Genomic DNA, 21,275 nt, shown 5'->3' on the forward strand with positions numbered 1-21,275 from the left:
TGGCCGACTTCCTCTCCGCACTCGCCTCGGAGGCCGAGTGCCGTCGGACAAGCATCGGTGACCGGCTCGCCCACAACGCGGCGGACCTGCTCGCCGTACTGGTCACGGAGTGGGCTCTGGAGCAAGGGGGGCTTTCCGTGACGCCTACGGCATGTCGCCCAGCGAGTGGCAGCGGGCGGGGTGACGGGCGGTCAGGTGTCCGCCCCTGTGGCCGTCCTCGGCTGGGTCTCGGGCACCACAGGCCCTGACGGGCGTCGAAGCCATGGATCACCTCTGATGCGGTACCCGGTACAGCAGAGTGTGCCCGTTCCTCGGCTGACCGTGGTCACGGTCGGCGTCGACCGGTCTGCGGGGGAAACAGCTCACCAGCGACCCCGTTCACGTCCGGGCTTTGCCGGCCGGTCGACGAGACGATGCTTCATGCTCGGAGCCGCGAACTCCGGAGTGCCTGCGTTCCGACAACGTGTCGTGGCGGACGGTCCGCGATGCGGTGGAGGAGATCGCTTCGCTGGTGATCGGTGGCGGCTGCTTCGCGCCCGATGTGTGCGAGCCTGGCAGCGAGTGAAGCGGCAAACACGGTTGGAGGATGACCGTTGCCGTGCCAGGCGGTCACGGTGCCCGTGACGCCGCGGCCGGTGACCGCTCTGTCCCACAGCGAGCGGCCCAGACCCCGATCCCCGCCGGGATGCAGCAAGTCAGGGACCCGTAAGTGGGATGAGGAAGACCTGCGCCGCCGGGACGACATCTGAGCGCCCGCCCGACGCACCGCTGATCTCCGGTGTGGGCGCCTGCTGGCGGGGATACCTGCACTTCATGAGGTTGCTGGCGGGGTTCCACGAGGCTGACCGGTATCTGACGCAGCAAGCGGCTTCCCGCGTGCCGCCTGCGATCGGCGGCATTTTGTCGAGGCAGGAACACAGTGCGCTGGAGGGCGCCATCGCATGCGCTGCAGGGCAAGCCGCCCCTCGCCCGCACGCATAACCTCGTCCCAGAAGGCAGCAGAACATGGCAGGAGACAGCCCATGACCACCACCAGCAACAACGCCCGGCTTGTGGACACCAGCCAGCCCTGGCTGCACCAGAAGGGCGAAGTGATCCAGGAGTTCGGGACCGTCAAGCAGTTCCCGATCGGTCTGTCCTACGAGACGCGGATGTACTCGTGCCAGCGCCTGAACAAGGTTCTGGCGGACACCCAGATCCTCTACGGCCTGTACAAGAAGCACCACTGGCTGATGCGCGGTGCGACCTTCTACCAACTGCATCTGGTCCTGGACAAGCACGCGTCCGAACAGCTCGAACTCGTCGACACCATCGCCGAACGTGTCCAGTCCCTGGGCGGCGTCGCGGTCGGCGACCCTCGTCACGTCGCGGAGATCACGTCGATCCCGCGGCCTCCGGACGGAGTGGAGGAGGTACCGGCCATGTTGTCGAGGCTCCTTGAGGCACACGAGGCCATCCTCGTGGAGGCCCACGACGCCGCGGCCCGCACCGTGGAACTGGGCGACGACGGCACCAACGACCTGCTGGTGTCCCAGGTGATCAGGACGGGCGAACTGCAGGCATGGTTCCTGGCCGAGCATTTGGTCGACACACCGCTCGTCCGCGCCTGAGGCGCTCCGCGCTCTACCATGCGTTGAAGAGCGAAGATCGTTACGCGCACGCCAGACGGGGCGCTGCCTGACCGGGAGCGGATGATGGATCTGCGGCAGATGGAGGTTGTCGTCGCGGTGGCGGACGCGGGCGGTTTCACGGCGGCCGCCAGACGGCTGCACGTGGTCCAGTCGGCCGTCTCAGGAACGGTCCGGTCCCTGGAACGCGAACTGGGCACCCCGCTGTTCAACCGCACCACTCACCGCGTGACGCTGACGTCGGCGGGCGAGGTGTTCGTCCCCGCTGCGCGCGCCACCCTCCGGGCCGCTGAACTGGCGCGCGAGGCGGTCGACGCCGTGCGGGGACAGCTGCGCGGTCGGGTGACGGTGGGCACCATGCAAGGTGTCTGGGCCGGTCTTCACCATGCCCTGGCCGCCCTGCGCGCGGAACATCCCGGTGTGGTCGTCCAGTTGAGGCAGGCGGCGGTGGCCGACATCCGACAGGCCCTGCGTGACGGAACGGTCGATCTGGCCGTGGTGGCCCTCGACCGACAGCAGCAGCGGGGCCTGGCGACCCGGCTGCTGTCCCGAGAGGAGATGGTTCTGGTGGCATCCCCCCGGCGGGTGGTCCCTGGCACCACCCCGACCGGCGAAGCCGCCCTCGCTGAAGTCGCCCAGCTGCCGCTGGTCGATTTCACCCCGGGCTGGGCCATCCGCTACGCGGTCGACCGGGCCTTCCGTGCCGCGGGCGTGGAGCGCGTCACGACTTTCGAAGTGAACGACATCGTCGCCGCCGCCGAACTGGTCCGAAACGACCTGGGGGTCTGCATCATGCCCAAGTCGATCGCAGACCGCTTCGCCGACCTGACCCAGTACCGATTTGACCGCCACGCGCCGAACTGGAAGATCATGGTGGTACGACCTCCCGGTGAGGCCCCGCCGGCGGTCGCGGCCTTGCTCCGACACATCACGTGACAGCGCGGCCACATGATCCGGCACCGGCTTCTGGCGGCATGTCGGTGTTGAGGACGCTTGCCGGCTGCCGCCGGGCGCCGCCACGCATCGTGACGTCCTCCGTCGGCGGTACCGTTCCTAGGGCCACCGCGCTGGACGGCGCGAAAGCCGGCTTCGCCGTGCGTGTCCTGCTCGACTACACCGCCGGCGTCGCCACCGACACCCGGCAACCCGCCGTTGCGCAGGCCGGGGACCTGCTGCACTACGCGAACAGCCGTGACCGGTGGGAGCGCCGCAGCCAGGGCGAGGGCTCCAAGGGACAGCGGTACTACGACTGGGCCTGGTTCGAGGTGACCCTGCCCGGCCAAATCCCCGCCGACGGCTTCGCCCAGCACCTGCTGATCCGCCGCTCCACCGAGAAGGAGTAACTCGTCGGCAGGCGGTGGGGCAGTACCAGGTCCGCCGCTGGACCTCCTGGCACCGCCACGTCACCTGCGCGATGTTCGCGCTGGCCTTCCTGGCTGTCCAACGCGCCCGCCACCTTGACGCCGAAACAGCCGCCGCCGACGCGGACCCCGGCCGGGAACGGGATGACGATCTGAGAAAAGCCCCGACCACGGCGGAACACAGCGGCTGCCGCTGATCTCGCTGACCGTCTCGACTCTGGCCGCCGCGCTCGCCGGGACCGCCCTGCCCGTCCACCACGACCTCGGCTACCACCTACGACAACATCACTGGCGGGCCGTCCACCAGATCCGAGCCACCGTCAGCCACTACCCGCCGACACGGCGACCCCCTCCCCGCCCGCCTCCGCCCCTGGCAGCGGCCGACCGACCAGAACCGATCGCATCACCAAGATCTGAGGTTGTACTACTAAGTTGGCGCTGTGACGGAAGTAGCGAAGGATGTGCAGGATGCCGAGTCGGAGCTCGACGGTCCGAGCCTATGGCGTCAGCGGGATTTCATGCTGCTGTGGAGCGGCCAGACGGTCAGCGAGATGGGCTCAGCGGTCACCCAGATCGCACTGCCGCTGGTCGCGGTCGTCGCGCTCAAGGCGAGCACGTTCGAGGTCGGGCTGCTGACCGCCGCCACCACAGCAGCGTTCGCGGTGATCGCGCTGCCCGCAGGTGCGCTCGTGGACCGCGGCTCCAAGCGTTCCATCATGATCGCCTGTGACATTCTCCGTCTGCTGATCATCGGCTCAATCCCGGTGGCGGGTGCCCTTGGCACCCTGACGTTGATGCAGCTCTACATCGTCGCTATTACAGCCGGCGTGTGCACGGTGTTCTTCGACGTCTCATACCAGAGTTATGTGCCGTCGCTGATCCGCGCTGAGTACCGGATGGACGCCAACGGCAAGTTGGGGGCCACCCAGGCGTTCGCGCAGCTCGGGGGACCCAGTCTGGGCGGGGGACTGGTCGCGGCGTTTGGCGCGGCGGGGGCGATGACGGCCGACGCGATCTCTTACGTGGTCTCGGTCGTCTCGATATTCGGAATCAGGACGCGCGAGGAGCCGCCGCCCGCGCGGCGAGCGGACGAGACGTTGCGGAGCCAGATCGCCGACGGATTGAGATTCGTTGTTCAGCACAAAATATTGCGGAGGGTCGTGGCGTGCACGGGCACCGCGAACCTGTTCAGCGGCATGAGTTCGGCGCTGGCGATGATTTTCCTCATCCGGGTGCTGCACGTGCGTCCCGCGTTGACCGGGCTGCTCATGGCGGGCTCGGCCATCGGCGGGATCGCCGGGGGAGTGTTCGCCGGCCGGCTCGCCAAGAAGATCGGCTCGGCGCGGATCATCTGGGTGTCGATGCTGGTATTCAGCGCGCCGCAGGTCATCGCGGCGGCCGCTTGGCGAGGCTGGGGAGTGCTGCTGTTCCCGCTGGGCTGGGGCATCGCGTACTTCGCCGGGATGGTGTACAACGTCGCGCAGCTCAGCTACCGGCAATCGGTGACACCGCCGGAGCTGATGGGCCGGATGAACGCGGCCGTCCGCTGGGTCGTGTGGGGCACGCTGCCGATCGGCAGCATTCTCGGCGGGGTGCTTGGCACGCTGATCGGGGTGCGGCCCACACTCTGGCTGGCGTTCATCGGTTCATGGGCGGCCGGCTGGTTCGTGTTCTTCTCCCCGCTCCGCCACATGCGCAATGTTCCCCAACCCGCGTCCGAGCCCGCCCCCGGTGTTACGCGTTGATGGTGAGCACAGGGTCGTCGCTGAGGCCTACGCATACGGCATGGGCCGAAGGCGTCGCCGAAGGTAGCGACACCGTAGCTTTCGGGGTCCTGGCAGGCACCTTCCCGGATGGCGTGCACGCGGCGGAACTGCACCTCGCTGGTGAGGTCACCTTTCTTGACGAGGTTGCCCTCGAATACCGGGACCGGGGTGATGTGCCTCGGCGCCGGGAAACCTCAAGATCCCTGATGGGGTGCCCCGTGTGCCGTTCAGCCGAGGGTGAGCCGGAGCATCGGTGGGGAGGCGGCGTTCTCCCGGGAGTTGAGGACGACGGCGAGGCCGGCCGTCGCCTCGGCCAGGGCGACGCAGACCCGCCCGGACGACTGCGAGCCGACGTGGGATGTGACGTCGAAGGACAGCCAGGATTTGGTGGTGGTGGCGCTGGTGGTGGCCAGGACGGAGCCGAGTGCGGGTCTGGTGTTCCAGGTCAGGTCCGTCTCCGTCCATGCCGTGTCTGTCACGCCGTACGCCTCGACGGTCGTCTGTGTACCGCTGGAGTCGGAGACGAACCCGTAGACGGACAGGGTGGCTGCCGTGATCGTGCCCATGATCGGTGAGGTGTCGAAGGCGAGGTACGCCTGGCGGTTGTAGCCGGTGCCGGCGGCGTTCTTGACGACGAGGGTGGTCGTGGTGCCGTAGCTCGTGTCGGCGTAGGAACCATCGCGGACGTAGCCGTCGGCCAGGGCTGTGAGTGTGGCGGACGTGAGGGCGAACGTGGCCTCGCAGGTGGCTCCGGCGGCGCCGGAGACGTCCACAGCGAAGGTGAGGGCAGGGGAGGACCGTGTGATGGTGATCCGGGAGTCGGCGCTGGTCAGGGTCCCGCCGTGGACGAGCTGCACGGTGATCGTCGACGCCGTGTGCGTGGGGTCGGAGACTCCTACCGTAAGGGTGCCGGCGTGTTGGCGGGTGACGACGGCACAGGGTCCGCTGACGGTGATGCCGCCGACGGATCCCGCGCTGAAGAAGTTGGCGGCGGTCACACCCAGGGAACGGTCGCGCACCGCCTGGACGGTGGCGGTGTTGGCCAGGATCTCCATGGTCGGCGTCGCGGCGCGGGTCGCCGTCTGCGCGGCGGTGAGTCCGGGGAGCAGTACGTAGGCGTAGGAGTCGTTCGTCGGCGCGGTGCCGTGGGAGAGGCACAGGGACATGTAGGGGCGGGTGGTCGGCGTGGTGGTGCCACCGGTGTTGATGTCGCTCCAGGCGCCCGTACGCTCGGTGCGGGCGGCCTGGACGGTGGCGCCACCTGGGAAGAGGTAGCCGCCCACACCCTCCAGATGGGCCCAGCCCGAAACGGTCAGGAGCTGCGACCAGTCGGCCGGGCCGGGCAGCGCCGTGCCGTCCACGGTGAGGGTGTTGGTGCCGCCGCTGTGCAGGTTGCGGTTCTCCACGACGGTGACCACCTCGGCTCCGCTGCCGCCGCCGATGCCGGCGCCGAGACAGACGACCGAGTCGTCGAGGCAGAACCAGGACTTCTTGGCGGTCAGCGTGGATCCGTACTGGCGGAAGTCCATACCGACGGCGCCGTACGTGCCGGACAGGCTCACCCCGCCGACCCAGGTCGTCGCCGGCCGGGTACCGGTTCCGGCCGAGTCGGCGAGGGCGAGCGTGTCCACCGTGGTGCCGGCCAGCCGGTACGGGTCGACCGTGGGCCAGAAGTCGTCGGTGAACTGGCCGAGGTCGGAGGCGAGGTAGACGTAGGCCATGCCGTCGCCGGTGTGCCAGCCGTGCAGGTTCTCGCCGTTGCTGGACTCGTAGCGGGCGATGCGGGCGGAGGACATGGCCAGAGCGAGAGCCCAGCCGTCGCCGCGGTGCACCACCCGGTCCATGTTCGGGAACTGGACGTGCTGCCCGACCGGTTCGGCGATCGCGGCCAGGGAGGGGTTGTTCAGCACCGGTTCGGCCAGGGCAATGCCGGCTGTACCGGCGGTGCCGGTGAACGGGGCGTACGTGTCGCCCCGGGTGATCCAGCCCTTGGCGAGGCCACGGAAGCGTGCGGTCTGCGCGGCCGTGGGGGCGGACAACGCGGCACGCAGGACGGCCTGGGCGGTGAGGTTGCCGTCGTAGAAGTCGGTCTCGGTGGAGCGGCTGACGGCCCGGCCGCGCACGGCGTCCATGCACAGCCCGTTCCAGATCCAGGGCGCGAACGCGGTGTCGACGGAGGTGTGGATGGTGGCGGCTTCGGCGTCGCTGATGTCCCAGTCGGTGCCGTTCAGGAGCTGGAAGAGGCAGGTGAGGCCGCGCAGCAGGACCATCCCGTAGGTGCCGGTGTAGGGGATGTAGGTGTGCTGGACGAAGGAGCCGTCGGCGTAGAGGCCGTCGCCCGAGGTCACGTAGGGGAAGACGTCCGACAGGGCTGTGGCGGCCATGGCCAGGTGTTCCTCGCTCTTGCCGAGGATGCCTCGCAGGGCGACCACCTGGCACAGGTCGACCCGGTTCGCGCCGGTGGAGGTGGTCCGTGCGGTGCCGTAGCGGTTGAGGGTGGGGTCGGGGACGAAGTGGTCGATCGCCGCGATCCAGTCGGTGAGTTGAGCAGCCGACAGCAGGGGGTGCACCAGGACGGCGGCATTGGTGAGAGCCTGCGGGCAGCCGACCTCCCACTCCCACCAGTTGCCCGTTTCCTCGGTGCTCGCGCTGTAGACCTGCGCGTGCAGGAAGTCCAGGCCGGTGACGACGGCAGCGCCGAGGTCGGCGTTGCCGTACAGGGCCCGTCCGCTGCCGTCGGTGGCGGCGGTCCCTTCGGTGGCATAGGCGGTGGCCATCGTCGCCAGCTGTTTGTAACTGGTCGTCATGTTGGCGGGAGTGGACAGAGTCAGGCCCGGCCAGAGGGAGTTGGCCGACGTGTCGACGGAGAGGGTGCTCCACAGACCGGTCGCCGTGGTCGACAGGGCGGTCAGGGCTGTCGCGTAGCTCGGGTCGGAGGCGTCGATCGCGCCGCCGGTCAAAATGCCCGCCCACGTGGTGCGCAGCGTGTCGTAGGCGTCGTCCGCGGCGGCCGGCGTGGCACCGGGGAGCAGTTGCAGGGCGCCGCCCGCACCGCTGAGCGCCAGCGTCATGGCGGACAGGAATCCGCGGCGACCGAACCGCGTGGTGGTGAACTCGTGCACAGGAACCTCCTCGGGGGATGCGTTTCAGGGGTGGCGCACGTACGACGGGGACGAACCGGGGCTCCGCCGACGGGAGCTACCCGGGCATCCGGTCCGCAACGGTGGGCTGGGCGGCCCGCGATCCGAGCAGGCGCAGCAGCCGTGCGACCTCGTTCCTCATCGCCGCCCGTCCTGCTGCCAGATAGCGGCGCGGGTCGACGGACCGGGGGCGGGCCAGCAGGTCCGAGCGGACGGCCCCGGTGAAGGTCGCGTTGAGATGAGTGGAGATGTTGATCTTCGTCATGCCGTGGCCGATCGCCCGGGTGAGATCCGCGTCGCTCACCCCGGACGAGCCGTGCAGGACCAGCGGTACGGGCAGCTCGGCACGCAGGGCCGAGATCAGCCCGAAGTCCAGGGCGGCGTCCCGTACCACCATGGCGTGCGAGGTTCCGACGGCCACCGCGAGTCCGTCGACCCCGGTGGCGTCGACGAACGCGGCGGCCTGCGCCGGATCGGTGCGCACTCCCGGCGCGTGCACGCCGTCCTTCCCGCCCACCTCACCGAGTTCGGCCTCCACCCAGACCGAGGCGCCGTGGCAGTGCTCGACGAGGGCGGCTGTGGCCGACACGTTCGCGTCGTACGGGAGCGTCGAGGCGTCGTACATCACCGACGGGATCCCGAGGGCGACGGCCTCGCGGACCAGCATGGGTGAGGTCGCGTGGTCCAGATGCACCGAGACGGGGACTGAGGCCGCCTCGGCCGCCGCGAGCGCGGCGACGGCCAAGGGCCGCAGGCCACCGTGGTAGTGGGCGGTGTTCTCGCTGATCTGGAGGACGACCGGAGCCACCACGTCCTCGGCTGCCGCGACGATGGCGGTGATGTGCTCCAGCTGGATGACGTTGAAGGCGCCCAGGCCGCGTTCCTCGGCAGCGGCGGTCGAGGCGAGAGGGCCGGTTCCTACGAGGGGCATGAGCGGTTTCCTGTCTGCCTGAAGAAGAGGATGAGGCGGGATGCCGGTGGCCGGGCCCGGCGCTAGAGACGGGCGTCGAGGGGCGCGACCTCGACCAGAGCGAGGAGTTCGTGGTACATCGGGGCGTCGAAGGCGCCGGCGATCGGCGCCCGTACCGCGGCCGCGGAGACGGCGACGGCGTGGCGGAGCCGGTCCGGCCAGGGGGTGTGCCCGGCCAACCCCGCGGCGAGCGCGGCGACCGCCGCGTCCCCGGCCCCGGTGGGGTTGCCCCTCACGCGATACGGAGGGCGGGCGTGCCAGCCGCCGTCCGGGGTGAGGGCGAGCATGCCGTCCGCGCCCAGCGAGACCACCACCGCCTGGGCGCCGGCCCGTAGCAAGGCCCGCGCCCCGGCGGCCGCGTCATCGGTGCCGAGCGTCTCCCGCAGTTCGTCGGCGTTCGGTTTGACCAGTGCGGGACCCGCGGGCAGGGCCTTCAGGAGGGCCGCGCCGGAGGTGTCCAGGACCACGGGGACGTGCCGCTCGTGAGCCGCGGCGACCAGCTGCGCAAAGGCGTCCTCGTGAAGTCCCGGGGGCAGGCTGCCGGAGAGGACGACCACGCGGGATTCGTCGAGCAGCCGGCGGTAGACAGTGGTGAAGGCGTCCCATTCGGCGTCGGTGACCTGCGGTCCCGGCTCCAGGAGGACCGTGGCGTCGTCCCGTTCGGGTTCCACGACGGTGATGGTCTGACGGCTGTTCCCGGCCGTCTCGACCAGGTCGTCGCGCAGTCCGGACTCCGCGAGGTCGCGCCGTACGGCGGCGCCCACCGGGCCTCCGGCGAGCCCGGTCACGACGGTGGGACGGCCCAGCGCGGCCAGGACCCGGGCGACGTTGATGCCCTTGCCGCCCGCCCGGCGTCGAACGTCGGCGACGCGGTGACTGGCTCCTGGAGCGACGCGGTCGACGGTGTAGGTCACGTCCATCGCGGCGTTGAGGGTCACGGTGGTGATCATGTGAGTGCTCCCGTCGGTCGCGCGGTGACGCCGACGAGGTCGAGTGCCAGCAGGGCCGCGCCGTGGCAGCCCGCCGCGGTGCCGAGTTCGGCCACGATGAGTTCCGGCGCCCGGTGGAAGCGCAGCCGCTCGGCCAGAGCCGTGCGCAGCGGGCCGAGCAGGGTGTCGCCGGCCCGGGCCAGTCCGCCGCCGAGCACGATCAGACCGGGGTCGTTCAACACGGTGCAGGTGGCCAGGCCGTCCGCCAGCGCGGCGACGGCGTCGTCCCAGACGCGGCGGGCGACCGGATCCCCGGTGGCGGCCAGCCGGGAGACCTGCTCGGCCGTCGGCCGTGGAGCCCCCGGGCCTTCGAGCCGTCGCAGGGCCCGGATGTAGCGACGGGCGACGGCGGACGCCGAGGCAAGGCTCTCCACACAACCACGCGCGCCGCAGCCGCACTTGGGGCCACTGCGCCGCACAGTGAGGTGTCCCAGTTCGCCGGCGCCGCCGTGTCGGCCGCCGTGGACCGCGCCGTCGCGGACCTGGGCGGCCGCGATGCCCGTACCTATGGCGACGAACAGGAAGTCATCCGTGCCGCGGGCCGCACCCGCCCGTCCTTCGGCCAGGGCGCCGGCCCGAACGTCGTGCCCCAGAGCGACGGGCAGGCCCAGCCGTTGGCTCAGCACATCGCGCAGCGCGAGGTCGCGCCAGCCGAGGTTGGCCGCGTAGACGGCGAGCCCGCGCCGCTCGTCGACGATCCCCGGCACGACCACGCCCACGGCGAGCGGTTGCCGCTCACACACGTCACGGCTCACGGCTGCCAGAGTGGTGGCGGTGTCCACGACCGTCGCCAGAACCGCTTCGGGGCCCCGCGCGCGGTGGGTGGGCCGGCGCATCCACCGCAGCACGCTGCCGTCAGGAGCGACCAGGGCCGCCTTGACGTCGGTGCCGCCGAGATCGATGGCCACCACCGGTCCGGACGGAGGACTGCTGTCTGTCATGGTCTCCTCCGGCCCAGCCGGTACGACCGAGTTGTCATCGTCGTCATCGGTTTCGTCTCTCCGATCAAGCCAGGACGACGGAGCGGGTCAGGTTGCGCGGCCGGTCCGGGTCCAGGCCCCGTACGGCCGCGATCTCGACGGCCAGACGCTGGACGCGGACGAGGTCGGCGAGGGGATCGAGGCCGGAGTGCACGAGGCCAGCCCCGGTGCGCCGGATGTCCTCGGCCAGTCCGTCCGGTACGGGCCCGAAGACCCACACCACGCGGCCCGGGGCGGCGATGCTGATCGGGCCGTGGCGGTACTCCATGGCCGGATAGCTCTCGGTCCAGGACCCGGTGGCCTCGCGCATCTTCAGCGCCGCTTCCTCGGCGATCCCGCAGGTCCAGCCGCTGCCGAGGAAGGTGAACTGCTCGGCAGCGACCACCGTGGGATCGAGCGGGGCAGCCAGTGCGGTGCGGGCGTCCTCGACGACCCACGTGAGGTCCTCGCCGAGGTGGGCGCGCAGCAGAGCGAGTGCCGTCGTGGCGAACCGCGTCTGCACCACCGAGCGTTCGTCGGCGAAGGGCAGTGCGAGCGTGTGGTCGGCGGCCCGGACGGCCGGGGTGGTGTCGTCCGCCGTGATCGCGGTTGTGACGGTCCTGCCGCGCAGCCGTCGGAGCAGTTCGAGCACCTCGGTCGTGGTGCCCGACCGGGTCAGCGCGATGACCCGGTCGTAGCTGCGACCGGCCGGGAACTGCGAGGCCGCGAAGGCGTCGGTGCGGCCGTGGCCGCCGCTCTCGCGCAGGGCGGCATACGACTGGGCCATGAACCACGAGGTGCCGCAGCCGACGACCGCCACCTCCTCTCCCGGGGCGGGCAGGGTGTCCGCCGCGGTCGCCAGGTCGGCAACGTGCAGCCAGCAGTTCGGCTGATCGGTCAGTTCTTCCTGGATGAAGGACATGTGCTTCCTCTTTTCACGCGTTTACGGACCACCGGGCGGACGGCCGGGCGGGCAGGGGGGCGACAGGCGCGCGCTCAGCCAGCGGGCCGCATGCGCGAGCGCCTCTTCGAGGGGGAGGGCCTTGGGGGTACCAGCGCTTCTCCCACTCCAGCGACAGGCACCCCCGGTAGCCGACGGCGGCGAGCGCGGCGCGCAGTCCGGCCGGCGGCAGGGCTTCGGTGCCCGACAGCCTCGGACGCGGGGCGACGGCGTCGTCCCCCGGGCTGCCGCCTCCGGGGAAGACCCGTACGCCCAAGGCGCCCAGATCGGCGGCGAGTTCCACCATGCCGCGCAGCGCGGCGAGGCACTGTCGATCGCTCACCGCCGTGTCCGCGACCCGCATGCACGAGGCCACCCACAGGTCTCGAGCCCCGGCCTCGCGCAGCCGTACGGCGAGCCGGTTCCGCTCGGCGGCCGCCGCCCGTGGGGTGAGCAGTCCCTCGGGCGAAGCGCAGCGCAGGTCCACCCCGGTGTTCCCGCTCACCGACACCAGCCGCGCCGCCGCCGAGGCGTCCGGGCAGCCGGGCGTGCTGAAGGCCCGTTCCCAGGCCGGTCCGGGCCGCGGCTCAGGCACGGGCGGCTCGCACGCCACCCGGGAGGGTGACGCGCCCTCCCGCGGCGCCGGAGCGGTAGACGCCCTCGATGACCTCGATGACGTGCTGTCCGTACTCAGCGGGGACGGCCGGTGCCTGCGCGCCGAGTACGGCGGCGGCGAACGCGGTGAGCTGGTCGCGGAAGGCCACGGGGACGTCGTCGTCGGATTCCGGGGCCAGGACGGTGGCGGCTGCTGGGCCGTCGTCGGGGTGCAGGGTCGCTCCGCTGCCGCGGGCGACGCGGATGGCGCCGTGTTCGCCGATCAGCGTCAGCTCGTCGCGGGCCGGCAGCAAGGTGCTGGTGACACCGATGTGCCCGACGATCCCGCCGTCCAGTTCCAGCCGGGCCAGCACGTCGGTCTCGATCCGTGCCGGCGAGTCCCCGCGGCGAGCGACGGTGGCGCTCACCGCGAGGGCCCGCCGTCCGGCGAGCCACAGCAGCCGGTCGACGCAGTGGGCGCCGATGTTGATGAAGACGCCGCCGCCGGAGACAGCGGGGTCGAGGAACCAGGCGGGACGGCTGCCGGGCCGGTAGTCGGTGCTGCGCCAGTCGCTGGCGGCCAGGAGGGTGCCGATGGCGCCGCTGTCGAGCGCGCGCTTGGCGGCCACCATCGGCGGCAGGAAGTGCTGGATGTGGCCCACGAAGAGCACCACCCCGGCGTTCCGGCACGCGCGGTCCATCGCCTCGCAGTCCGCGGTACTGGTGGCCATCGGCTTCTCGACCAGAACGTGCAGTCCGGCCGCCGCGCAGTCGGTCACGATGTCGGTGTGCAGCGCGTGCGGTGTGTTGACCACGACGGCGTCGACCAGGCCGGAGGCGATCAGCTCACGGTGGTCGGTGAAGACCGCGGCTCCCAGTGGTCGGGCGAGCGTATGCGCGCTGGCCGCGACGAGGTCGCAGACGGCGACGACGCGAACGCCGCGGACGGCCGGGGCGGCCTGCGCGTGCAGGGCGCCGACGGCGCCGGCTCCGATGAGGCCGAGCCGTATGTCAGTCACGACGTGAACTCCCGTTGTCTGGGCGTGGGTTCGCCCGTGGTGGTGGATGAGGGGCCGCCCGTCGACCGCGTCGCCCCGCAGGACTGCCGCACGGTGATGCTCGGCCGCAACAGGACGCGGTGGCGGGCCACCCCCGGCTCGGCGAGTCTGCGGAGCAGTGTTTCGGCGGCCGTCCTGCCCAGCAGGTGCTTCGGTGGCGCGACCGCGGTGAGCGGGATGTCGGCCAGGTCGGCGATCTCGTCGTCGTACGCGACCAGAGCGAGGTCGTCGGGGATGGTGAGCCCCGCCCGGCGTGCGGCGCCCTCCAGGAGCGCGGCCTGCCGGTCGCCGAAGCAGACGGCGGCGGTTGCGCCCGCCTCCCGCAGCACGGCGAGGCCCCGGTCGGCGGCGGCCGGGCTCCACTCCTGCCGGGTGGCCTGGAACTCGGTCGACGCACAGCCCAGTTCGCTCACCGCCTGCCGGAACCCTTCGGTGACCGGGGGAGCGGTGGGGCTCGGGGCGCGCAATACCAGACCGATGGTGCGGTGGCCCAGTGCGGCGAGATGTCGTACGGCGTCGTAGGCCCCGGCTTCGTGGTGGGTGCAGACCCATTCGTTGGTGTCGTTCAGGGAAGTGCCGCGCCGCTCGACCAGGACGGCCGGTACGGGGAGTTCGGCGAGCCTTGCGAGGTGGCGCGCGGCCGGTTCGGGGCCGGTGAGGGTGGGGACGAGCAGCAGGCCGTCGGCGCCGGCGTCGAGCATGCTCTGCAGTTCCCTGGCCTCGCGCTCCTGCTCGTAGCCGGAGCAGGTGAGCAGCAGGCGCGCGCCGGCCGCGGAGAGCCCCTCCTCGATGCCCTGGAGGACCCGGGGGTAGTAGAAGGCGGTGTCCGGGACCATGACACCGACCAGCGCGCGGCGGGTACCCGGGGCGTCGGGCGGGAGGACGAAGGTGCCCGAGCCCTGACGGCGCACGATCAGCCCCTCCGCGACGAGTTCGTCGACCGCGCGGCGCACGGTGCTGACCGAGGTGCCGCTGCTCAGCGCGAGCTCCTTCTCGGTGGGCAGTTGCCCACCGACGGGCCAGACTCCCGCACGCAGCTGTTGTCGCAGTTCGGCGGCCAGCCGGCGGAACTTCAGCTCTTTGACGTCCGGCGCGACGCGCGCCCCCGGCACCGGGTCCGTCAGCACCTCGTCCACGCCGCTCACTTGACGGAACCGACCGTCATGCCCTCGATGATGCGGCGGCCGAGCCACACGTAGCAGGCGAGGACGGGAAGGACGACGATCGCCACTCCGGCGAACAGGCCGCCCCAGTCGGCGCCGTTGTACTGCATCTGCTGGAGGAAGCCGAGGAGCGCGAGGGACAGGGTCTGGTGGTCGGTGTTCTGGATGAAGACCAGGGCGAAGACGGTCTCGCCCCAGTGCTGGATGATGTTGAGGATCAGGACGGTGACCAGGCCGCCGCGGGCCAACGGCAGCATGACCTGCCAGAACGTGCGGAACGCGGAGGCGCCGTCCAGCGCCGCGGCCTCCTCGAGCTCCACCGGAAGGGTGGCGAAGAACCCGGTGAGGAAGAACACGGCGAAGGGCAGTGAGGTCGCCACGTAGACGACGATCAGGCCGAAGAGGCTGTCCACCAGGAACAGTTTGTTCATTACCACGAACAGGGGCAGCATCACGACCTGCGCGGGGATGCCGAGGCCGAGCGCGAAGAACAGGGTGAAGCCGCCGTTGAAGCGGGTGGTGACACGGCTGAGGACGTAGGCGGCGGGGGCGGCCAGCACGAGGGTGCCCGCGGCGGTGCCGCCCACCACGACCACGGTGTTGAGGGCCGCCTGTCCGAACAGACCGCCGGTCCAGGCCCGTGCGTAGTTGTCCCAGTGCAGGGTGTGCGGCAGCTGCCACGGCGAGCTGAAGATCTCGTTCGCGGTCTTCAGTGACGACAGCAGCAGCCATACCCCGGTGACGATGTTGAACGCGGCGAACGCCCAGACCAGGGGCACTCCGAGGAGATGGGTGGCGGTGAGCCGGCCGCGCAGTCGGGCGAGGCGGCCGGGCGGGCGACCGGATGTGGTGGCGGCCATGGCGGCGGGCCTCCTGGTGTCTCGGGGGACGGCTGTCCCGTCGGGAGGTGTCAGAACTGCACGGTGTCGCGTCGCATGACACGTCGGATCAGGACGACGAGGACACCGACCAGGGTCACCATGACCACGGCACTCGCCGACGCGGATCCGTAGCGGGGGATGCCGCCGGAGGCGAAGGCCTCGCCATAGGTGTACAGGGCGGTGTTCCACACTCCGGTGTCGGGCATCTGCCCGGCGGCCCCGGCGAAGGCGTAGATGAACTCGAAGACCTTGACGGCGCTGATCGTCCACAGCACGGCGCACACCCCGACGACGTCCCACATCAGGGGCAGGGTGACGTACCGGAACTTCTGTAGGGCGTTCGCGCCCGCGAGCTCGCAGTCCTCGTACAGCTCGGGCGGGATCTGGTCGACCGCGGCCATGAGGATCGTGGTGTAGAAACCGGTGGAGGTCCACACCAGGCCGATCATGATGACGCGGAAGATGTTGCTCTGCCCGAGCCAGTTGGGCGGGTGTTCCAAGCCCACGGCGCCGACGACGGCGTCGGCCAGTCCGTCGTGCTGGAACAGGAATCCCCACAGGATCGACAGCGCCAGTGCGGGGACGATGTTGGGGAAGAAGAGGATGGAGCGGGCGGCCTTGCGTCCCTTCATGTCGCGCAGCACCATGGTCAGACCGAAGGAGACCAGGAAGGTCAGCCCGCCGACCCCGAGGATGATCCAGAGGGTGTTGGCGAACGACTGGTGGAAGGTCGGGTCCTGCAGCAGGCGGCGGTAGTTGTCGAGTCCGACGAAGGTCATCGGCCCGGCCCCGGCCCACTTGTTGAAGCTGAGCCACACCGTGTACAGCGACGGGCCCGCGAAGAAGACCAGGTAGAGCAGGACCGCCGGCAGAAGCAGCGGCCAGAACAGCCGACGGCGACGGGCGGCCAGCGGGCTGGCGTGGGCGTCCGTCCTGCCGACGGAGGCTCCGCGGCGGGCGCGCGGCTCGCCGATCGCCTCGGTGGCCGTGACGGCCTCGGTGGCCGTCACGAGGCCGTCTTCCAGTAGGTGGCGGAGGCGGACCTGAGCTTGCCCGCGAACTCCGCGGCGCTGAGCTTTCCGCTGATGAAGCTGGTGTTCAGCGGCAGGAAGACCTTGGTGTACCACTCGGCGGCGGTCTCCTTCACACCGTCCAGGGTCTTCACCGCGGTCCCGGAGGCCAGCGCCTTCTGGGCGTCGGCCAGTTCCGCGGGGGCGGCGATGTCGGCGCGCGGGGTGATGTTCTTGGCCTGGTCGGAGATGCCCTTGAGATGGCGCTTGGCCAGGAAGTACGCGATGAACTTCTGTGCGGCGGTGCTGTTCTTGGCCTTCTTGGGGATGGAGAAGCCGATGAGCGAGATGTCCTGGGCGACCTCGCCGCCCGCGCTGAACGCCGGGAAGGTGAAGGACCGGTAGCCGAAGTCCGACGAGGTGAACTCGGCGGTCTCGCTGGGGGCGAACGTACCCAGCAGCAGGAAGTCGGATTTCCCCTTGGCCCACTTCTGCTGCACCGCCGGCCACTTGGAGCCGTTGTAGCCGGACGTGAAGTCGCCCGCGTCGATGAGCTTCTCGATGTGCCGCAGCGCGTCGACGAAGCCGTCGGCCTCGAAGGCGGCACCGGACCTGTCCAGGGCCGCCTTGCCGAACGCGCCGGGGCCGAGCCCGCGCAGGACGGCGAAGTAGGTCCAGTAGGCGGCGTAGTCGGGGATGTCCCCGTCGAGGGCGAGCGGGCCGTCGCCACGAGCCTTCTTGCGCGAGGCCAGCAGCTCGGTGAACTCCGCCCAGGTCGCGGGCGGGGCGGCGGCCACGTCCGGCAGCGCGTTGCCGTCGTACCAGATCTGCGTGGTCAGCACCTCGTACGGGATCTGCCAGAGTGTGCCGTCAGTGGTGTTGAGGTCGCGGTAGCGGGCCGGTACGACACTGCCCACGGTGTTGCCGCTCTCTCCGGGGATCGCCAGGTCCAGCGTGGGGGTGAGGTCGAGTGCCTGCCCGGTCGCCTGGAGCTGGGCGTAGGCGAATCGGTCGGAGGAGTCGACGAGGTCGGCGGGCACGTTGGCGGTGTTGAGGGTGGGCGCCAGTTGCTGAACGACCTGGCGGCCCTTCCACTGGACGCTGACCTCGATCCCGGTGTCCTTGGTGAACTGGGTGATCGCGGCCCGCAGGACCTTGGCCTGCGGCTCGTCCTGCTTCCACATGGACCAGTAGGTGAACGAGTCGCCTCCGCCCGTGGCGGACGAGGAACCGGACCCGCAGGCGGACGCGGTGAGGCCGACGGAGGCGGCCAGAGCGGCAGTGAGGACGGTACGGCGGGACATACGGGCAGAGCTGACGGACTGTCTGTCGGAAGACATGGCTCTCCTCGGAGACTTCGGCCTGGGTCGGGGCCAGCGGGATTGGGCCTATGTTTTCCGGCCATTCATAGAGTGGTCAATCGCTTCCGGAGGACATGAATTACGAATGAATCCCGTGCTCACGGACAACACTCAGCAACAGCACAGGAGAACGTCAGGGACGTCGAGCACGCCGGCCGAAGCCATGAAGGATTCATAGGGCATTCATCACGTCGGCAGCCGTTGACCCCGGACTCCGCCCGTCCGAGGATCGGGGCACCCGCGTGGCACTCACTCCCCACGAGGACCGTCCCGTCGACCACCGTCGACCACTGTGCGAGGAGTGCCCTTTGGCAAGCCGCGACCCGGACCGGCCCAACGTTCTGCTCATCCTCTCCGACGACCAGGGAAACTGGGCGATGGGCTGCGCCGGCAACGACGAGATACGGACCCCGCACCTGGACGCCCTCGCGGCCCGCGGCATCCGGTTCAGCCACTTCTTCTGCACCTCGCCCGTGTGCTCACCGGCCCGCGCCTCCCTGTTCACCGGAGAGCTCCCCTCCCAGCACGGCGTCCACGACTGGCTCTCGTACCATCACGCCGGTCGCACGGGCATCGACTTCCTCGCCGAGCGAACCCTCTTCACCGACCTGCTCGCCGACGCCGGCTACCGGCTCGGCCTCAGCGGCAAGTGGCACCTGGGCGCCAACGACCGCCCCCGCAAGGGCTTCGTCCACTGGTACGCCCATGAGAGCGGCGGCGGACCGTACTACGGGGCGCCGATGTACCGGCACGGAACCCGGACCGAGGAACCCGCCTATCTCACCGACGCGCTCGCCGACGACGCCGAGGACATCCTGACCACCGAGGCCGCGCGCCCCGAACCCTTCCACCTGTCCCTGCACTTCACCGCACCCCACAAGCCGTGGCGCGGACAGCACCCGGCCCAGTACACGCGGTTGTACGAGAACTGTTCCTTCGACACCTGCCCCCAGGGCCCGCCGCACCCCTGGCAGCCACTCGCCGAGGACGGCTCACCGGTCGGCGGTGAGAGCGACACCCGGCAGGCCCTGATCGGCTACTTCGCCGCCGTCACCGCGATGGACGCAGCCATCGGCCGGGTCCTGGACCGACTCGACGAGCTCGGCCTCACCCGGTCCACCCTGGTGATCTTCACCAGCGACAACGGCTTCAACGCCGGGCACCACGGCATCTGGGGCAAGGGCAACGGAACCTTTCCCCAGAACATGTACGACAGCTCCGTCATGGTGCCCTGTCTGATCTCCCAGCCCGGCCGCATCCCCGCGGGGCGCCACTGCGACGCCCTCCTGTCGCAGTACGACGTCCTGCCCACGCTCGTCGACCACCTCGGCCTCGACCACCGCCACGACCCGAGACTGCCGGGCCGTTCCTTCGCCGACCTCCTCACCGGCACGAGCAGCACCGCGGACCCGGAGCGCGAAAGGGTCGTCGTCTACGACGAGTACGGCCCGGTACGCATGATCCGCACCCGCGACTGGAAATACGTCCACCGATACCCCCACGGCCCGCACGAGCTGTACGACCTGGTCGCCGATCCCGGTGAGGACCGCAACCTCGCCGACACACCGGAGCACCTGACCGTCCGCACCGACCTGGCCGCCCGCCTCGACGCATGGTTCGCCGAGTACGTCGATCCGTCCCTCGACGGCGCGCGCCTGCCGGTCACCGGTTCCGGCCAGCGGACCCCGGTCACCCCGGGCGCCCTGCCGACCGCCTTCGAACCGCCGCCGCGAGACCCCCACACCCATGCGGCTGGAACCGCATGAACCTCCCACTCCCTGAAGCGAGCGTTGCAGGTCGAGGCATCGTCGAAGGGACCGCCGCCTTCTTTCCAGGCGTAGCAGTCCGCCCAGGCAAAGCCACCGGCAAGGAGCTGAATGTACGTGTCGCGCACGCCTTCACCGCGCGGGACGAGAGTATTGTCCGCTTCGAGCAGTTCGTCGACTGAGCCTCCGTCCTGGCGGCCGCCGGGAGCGTCTGCGGATGGCACCAACAGCTGAACCGCGCCGCATCCGGCCGACGGCGCCCGGCCGCGACGGCCCCGGCACAATCGAGGAGCCGCTGCCGCGGCGCGGGCGGCCGGTCCGGTCCCGGGTTTCCCGTCTGCTGCGGCGCCGTGGCCGCCGAAGCGCATCGGAGTCGCCGTGATCGCTCTGTCTGTGCTGTGCGCGGTGCTCGCCGCCGCCAGCAACGCAACCGGGACGGTGCTGCAGCGCCGGGCGGCCATGGATGCCCCGGCCTCCGACGCGCTCAGCCCGCGCCTGCTGCTGGATCTGGCCCGCCGCCCGGTCTGGCTGGGCGGCATCCTCGGGGTGGTGTTCGCGGCGATCTTCCAGGCTCTGGCCCTGGCCTTCGGCCCGCTGGCCCTGGTCCAGCCGGTCTTCGTCCTGGAGCTTCCCTTCGCTCTGCTGATCGCGGTGCCTGTGTTGCACCGCACCCTGCCGTCGGCGGGCTGGCGGGCGATCGCGGCCATGGTCGTGGGGCTCGCGCTGGCGCTGGCTGCCGCCGCCCCGCACGGCGGCACCCCGCGGCCGTCGTGGGTCCGGCTGGTCCCGGCGGTGGTCGGCTGCGCCGGAGCGATGGCACTACTGGTGGCGGCTGCCCGGAGGCGTCCGTTCGGGGCGGTGCGGGCGGTCTGCCTGGCGGGGGCCTCGGCCATCGGCAACGCGCTGGCCGCCATGCTGATGAAGGTTTCGATGGATGTCCTCAGCCACTCCGGGGTGACCGGCTTCCTGACGGCCTGGCAGACCTACGGCTTCGCCGTCGCGGGCATCACCGCGGTCTTCCTTCTGGAGAACGCGCTGCAGGCCGGCCCGCTGCCGGCCTCCCAGCCGGCGCTGACCCTCGGGGATGCGCTGGTGAGCCTGCTTCTCGGGCTCACCGTCTTCGGCGAACACATCCGCTCCGGCTGGTGGCTGCTGCCCGCCCTGACCGGTGTCGTGCTCATCGCCGTCGGCTCCGTCTGGCTCTCCCGGTTGGATCTGCTGCGCGCCGGCTCCGGCGGACCTCCGGCCCCGGACCCGTAGCCGAGCAGCGGCGGGAGCGGCGACCGCGGGGTCCCGGGCCGGCCCCTCAGCTCCCCAACGGCGGGTCCCACTCGCGGTAGTCGGGGTACCGGGGGGTGGGGTCCACGTCCGTGAACCGGGCCCGCTGGAACATGTCGCGCAGGGCGTAGGGCCTGATGGCGTCGTAGCGTAGCGAAGCTCGGAGCAATGCCGCTTCACCGGTGCTGCGGGCGCCATTCGAAGAGCAGGATGGTGGCGTCGTCCCGCAGTTGGTTGCGCTGGTGGTCGAGGAGGGCGTGGACGAGCAGCCGCAGCACCTCGGCCGGCTTTCGCCCCTCCATGGAGGACGTTCCGCTGGTACAGGGGGCAGAGACACTTCTCGGGGTCGTATTGGTGGCGACAACGCAAAAGCATGTGTGGCCTACGAATCGCGTCTGGGACTCTCGCGCC

The 21,275-nt window shown here is 70.7% G+C and carries 19 protein-coding genes and 1 pseudogene; 7 read left to right on the forward strand and 13 right to left on the reverse strand.

Annotated features, from left to right (window positions below):
* The first annotated feature begins 1,022 nt into the window (after positions 1–1,022).
* The 4 genes and pseudogenes from ABT114_RS27620 (at position 1,023) to ABT114_RS27640 (ending at position 4,734) form a co-directional block, all read left to right on the forward strand.
* A complete protein-coding gene (locus ABT114_RS27620) occupies positions 1,023–1,610 on the forward strand; it encodes a Dps family protein (protein ID WP_351145579.1) in 588 nt (195 codons plus the stop codon).
* A 99-nt stretch (positions 1,611–1,709) separates the two neighbouring features.
* Positions 1,710–2,564 carry a LysR family transcriptional regulator gene (locus tag ABT114_RS27625; RefSeq protein WP_351145580.1) on the forward strand — a complete coding sequence of 285 codons (855 nt, stop codon included), beginning with the start codon at positions 1,710–1,712 and terminating at the stop codon, positions 2,562–2,564.
* Between the two features lie 203 nt (positions 2,565–2,767).
* A pseudogene (locus ABT114_RS50630) lies at positions 2,768–3,186 on the forward strand (IS701 family transposase); the annotation flags it as partial.
* Positions 3,187–3,429: 243 nt separating this feature from the next.
* On the forward strand, positions 3,430–4,734 hold the full coding sequence (locus ABT114_RS27640) for an MFS transporter (protein ID WP_351145582.1): 1,305 nt from the start codon (positions 3,430–3,432) through the stop codon (positions 4,732–4,734).
* A 248-nt stretch (positions 4,735–4,982) separates the two neighbouring features.
* Here the strand turns inward: ABT114_RS27640 and ABT114_RS27645 are convergent, their stop codons facing one another.
* The 11 genes from ABT114_RS27645 to ABT114_RS27695 all read right to left on the reverse strand — a co-directional run bounded on the left by ABT114_RS27645 (position 4,983) and on the right by ABT114_RS27695 (position 17,799).
* Positions 4,983–7,877 (reverse strand): polysaccharide lyase family 8 super-sandwich domain-containing protein, encoded by a 2,895-nt coding sequence (locus tag ABT114_RS27645; RefSeq protein ID WP_351145583.1) that lies wholly within the window; start codon positions 7,875–7,877, stop codon positions 4,983–4,985.
* 76 nt (positions 7,878–7,953) lie between these two features.
* Positions 7,954–8,826 carry a class II fructose-bisphosphate aldolase gene (locus ABT114_RS27650; protein ID WP_351145584.1) on the reverse strand — a complete coding sequence of 291 codons (873 nt, stop codon included), beginning with the start codon at positions 8,824–8,826 and terminating at the stop codon, positions 7,954–7,956.
* Between the two features lie 62 nt (positions 8,827–8,888).
* Positions 8,889–9,815 carry a 1-phosphofructokinase family hexose kinase gene (locus ABT114_RS27655; protein ID WP_351145585.1) on the reverse strand — a complete coding sequence of 309 codons (927 nt, stop codon included), beginning with the start codon at positions 9,813–9,815 and terminating at the stop codon, positions 8,889–8,891.
* On the reverse strand, positions 9,812–10,795 hold the full coding sequence (locus ABT114_RS27660) for an ROK family protein (RefSeq protein ID WP_351145586.1): 984 nt from the start codon (positions 10,793–10,795) through the stop codon (positions 9,812–9,814). Before ABT114_RS27660 ends, ABT114_RS27655 begins: the two co-directional genes overlap by 4 nt.
* Before the next feature lie 64 nt (positions 10,796–10,859).
* Positions 10,860–11,735, reverse strand: a complete 876-nt coding sequence (locus tag ABT114_RS27665; RefSeq protein WP_351145587.1) for an SIS domain-containing protein — start codon at positions 11,733–11,735, stop codon at positions 10,860–10,862.
* A gap of 13 nt (positions 11,736–11,748) precedes the next feature.
* On the reverse strand, positions 11,749–12,348 hold the full coding sequence (locus ABT114_RS27670; RefSeq protein WP_351145588.1) for a hypothetical protein: 600 nt from the start codon (positions 12,346–12,348) through the stop codon (positions 11,749–11,751).
* Positions 12,341–13,366 (reverse strand): Gfo/Idh/MocA family protein, encoded by a 1,026-nt coding sequence (locus ABT114_RS27675; protein ID WP_351145589.1) that lies wholly within the window; start codon positions 13,364–13,366, stop codon positions 12,341–12,343. The genes ABT114_RS27670 and ABT114_RS27675 overlap by 8 nt, the downstream gene beginning before the upstream one ends.
* Positions 13,363–14,550 carry a LacI family DNA-binding transcriptional regulator gene (locus tag ABT114_RS27680; RefSeq protein WP_351145590.1) on the reverse strand — a complete coding sequence of 396 codons (1,188 nt, stop codon included), beginning with the start codon at positions 14,548–14,550 and terminating at the stop codon, positions 13,363–13,365. Before ABT114_RS27680 ends, ABT114_RS27675 begins: the two co-directional genes overlap by 4 nt.
* Complete coding sequence (locus tag ABT114_RS27685; protein WP_351145591.1) at positions 14,547–15,428, reverse strand: carbohydrate ABC transporter permease; 882 nt, start codon at positions 15,426–15,428, stop codon at positions 14,547–14,549. Before ABT114_RS27685 ends, ABT114_RS27680 begins: the two co-directional genes overlap by 4 nt.
* Positions 15,429–15,478: 50 nt before the next feature.
* The gene (locus ABT114_RS27690; protein ID WP_351145592.1) at positions 15,479–16,459 is read right to left on the reverse strand and encodes a carbohydrate ABC transporter permease; all 981 of its coding nucleotides are present in this window, start codon (positions 16,457–16,459) and stop codon (positions 15,479–15,481) included.
* Entirely contained in the window at positions 16,456–17,799 is a 1,344-nt protein-coding gene (locus ABT114_RS27695) for an ABC transporter substrate-binding protein (RefSeq protein ID WP_351145593.1), read from the reverse strand. The genes ABT114_RS27690 and ABT114_RS27695 overlap by 4 nt, the downstream gene beginning before the upstream one ends.
* 329 nt (positions 17,800–18,128) lie before the next feature.
* Between ABT114_RS27695 and ABT114_RS27700 the strand changes: the two genes are divergently transcribed.
* From ABT114_RS27700 to ABT114_RS27710, 3 genes are all read left to right on the forward strand, one after another.
* On the forward strand, positions 18,129–19,586 hold the full coding sequence (locus ABT114_RS27700) for a sulfatase family protein (protein ID WP_351145594.1): 1,458 nt from the start codon (positions 18,129–18,131) through the stop codon (positions 19,584–19,586).
* Positions 19,583–19,768 carry a nuclear transport factor 2-like protein gene (locus tag ABT114_RS27705; RefSeq protein WP_351145595.1) on the forward strand — a complete coding sequence of 62 codons (186 nt, stop codon included), beginning with the start codon at positions 19,583–19,585 and terminating at the stop codon, positions 19,766–19,768. Before ABT114_RS27700 ends, ABT114_RS27705 begins: the two co-directional genes overlap by 4 nt.
* A gap of 196 nt (positions 19,769–19,964) precedes the next feature.
* Positions 19,965–20,846: a DMT family transporter gene (locus ABT114_RS27710; RefSeq protein ID WP_351145596.1), complete on the forward strand. Its 882-nt coding sequence runs from the start codon at positions 19,965–19,967 to the stop codon at positions 20,844–20,846.
* A gap of 46 nt (positions 20,847–20,892) precedes the next feature.
* On the opposite strand, the gene ABT114_RS27715 is transcribed toward ABT114_RS27710, so the two are convergent.
* Together ABT114_RS27715 and ABT114_RS27720 are read right to left on the reverse strand one after the other, a co-directional pair.
* Entirely contained in the window at positions 20,893–21,033 is a 141-nt protein-coding gene (locus ABT114_RS27715) for a hypothetical protein (protein WP_351145597.1), read from the reverse strand.
* Positions 21,034–21,040: 7 nt separating this feature from the next.
* Positions 21,041–21,166: a hypothetical protein gene (locus ABT114_RS27720; RefSeq protein ID WP_351145738.1), complete on the reverse strand. Its 126-nt coding sequence runs from the start codon at positions 21,164–21,166 to the stop codon at positions 21,041–21,043.
* Between the last annotated feature and the right edge of the window lie 109 nt (positions 21,167–21,275).

The sequence above is a fragment of the Streptomyces sp. NPDC002088 genome (assembly GCF_040296605.1).
In the GTDB taxonomy this organism is placed as follows: domain Bacteria; phylum Actinomycetota; class Actinomycetes; order Streptomycetales; family Streptomycetaceae; genus Streptomyces.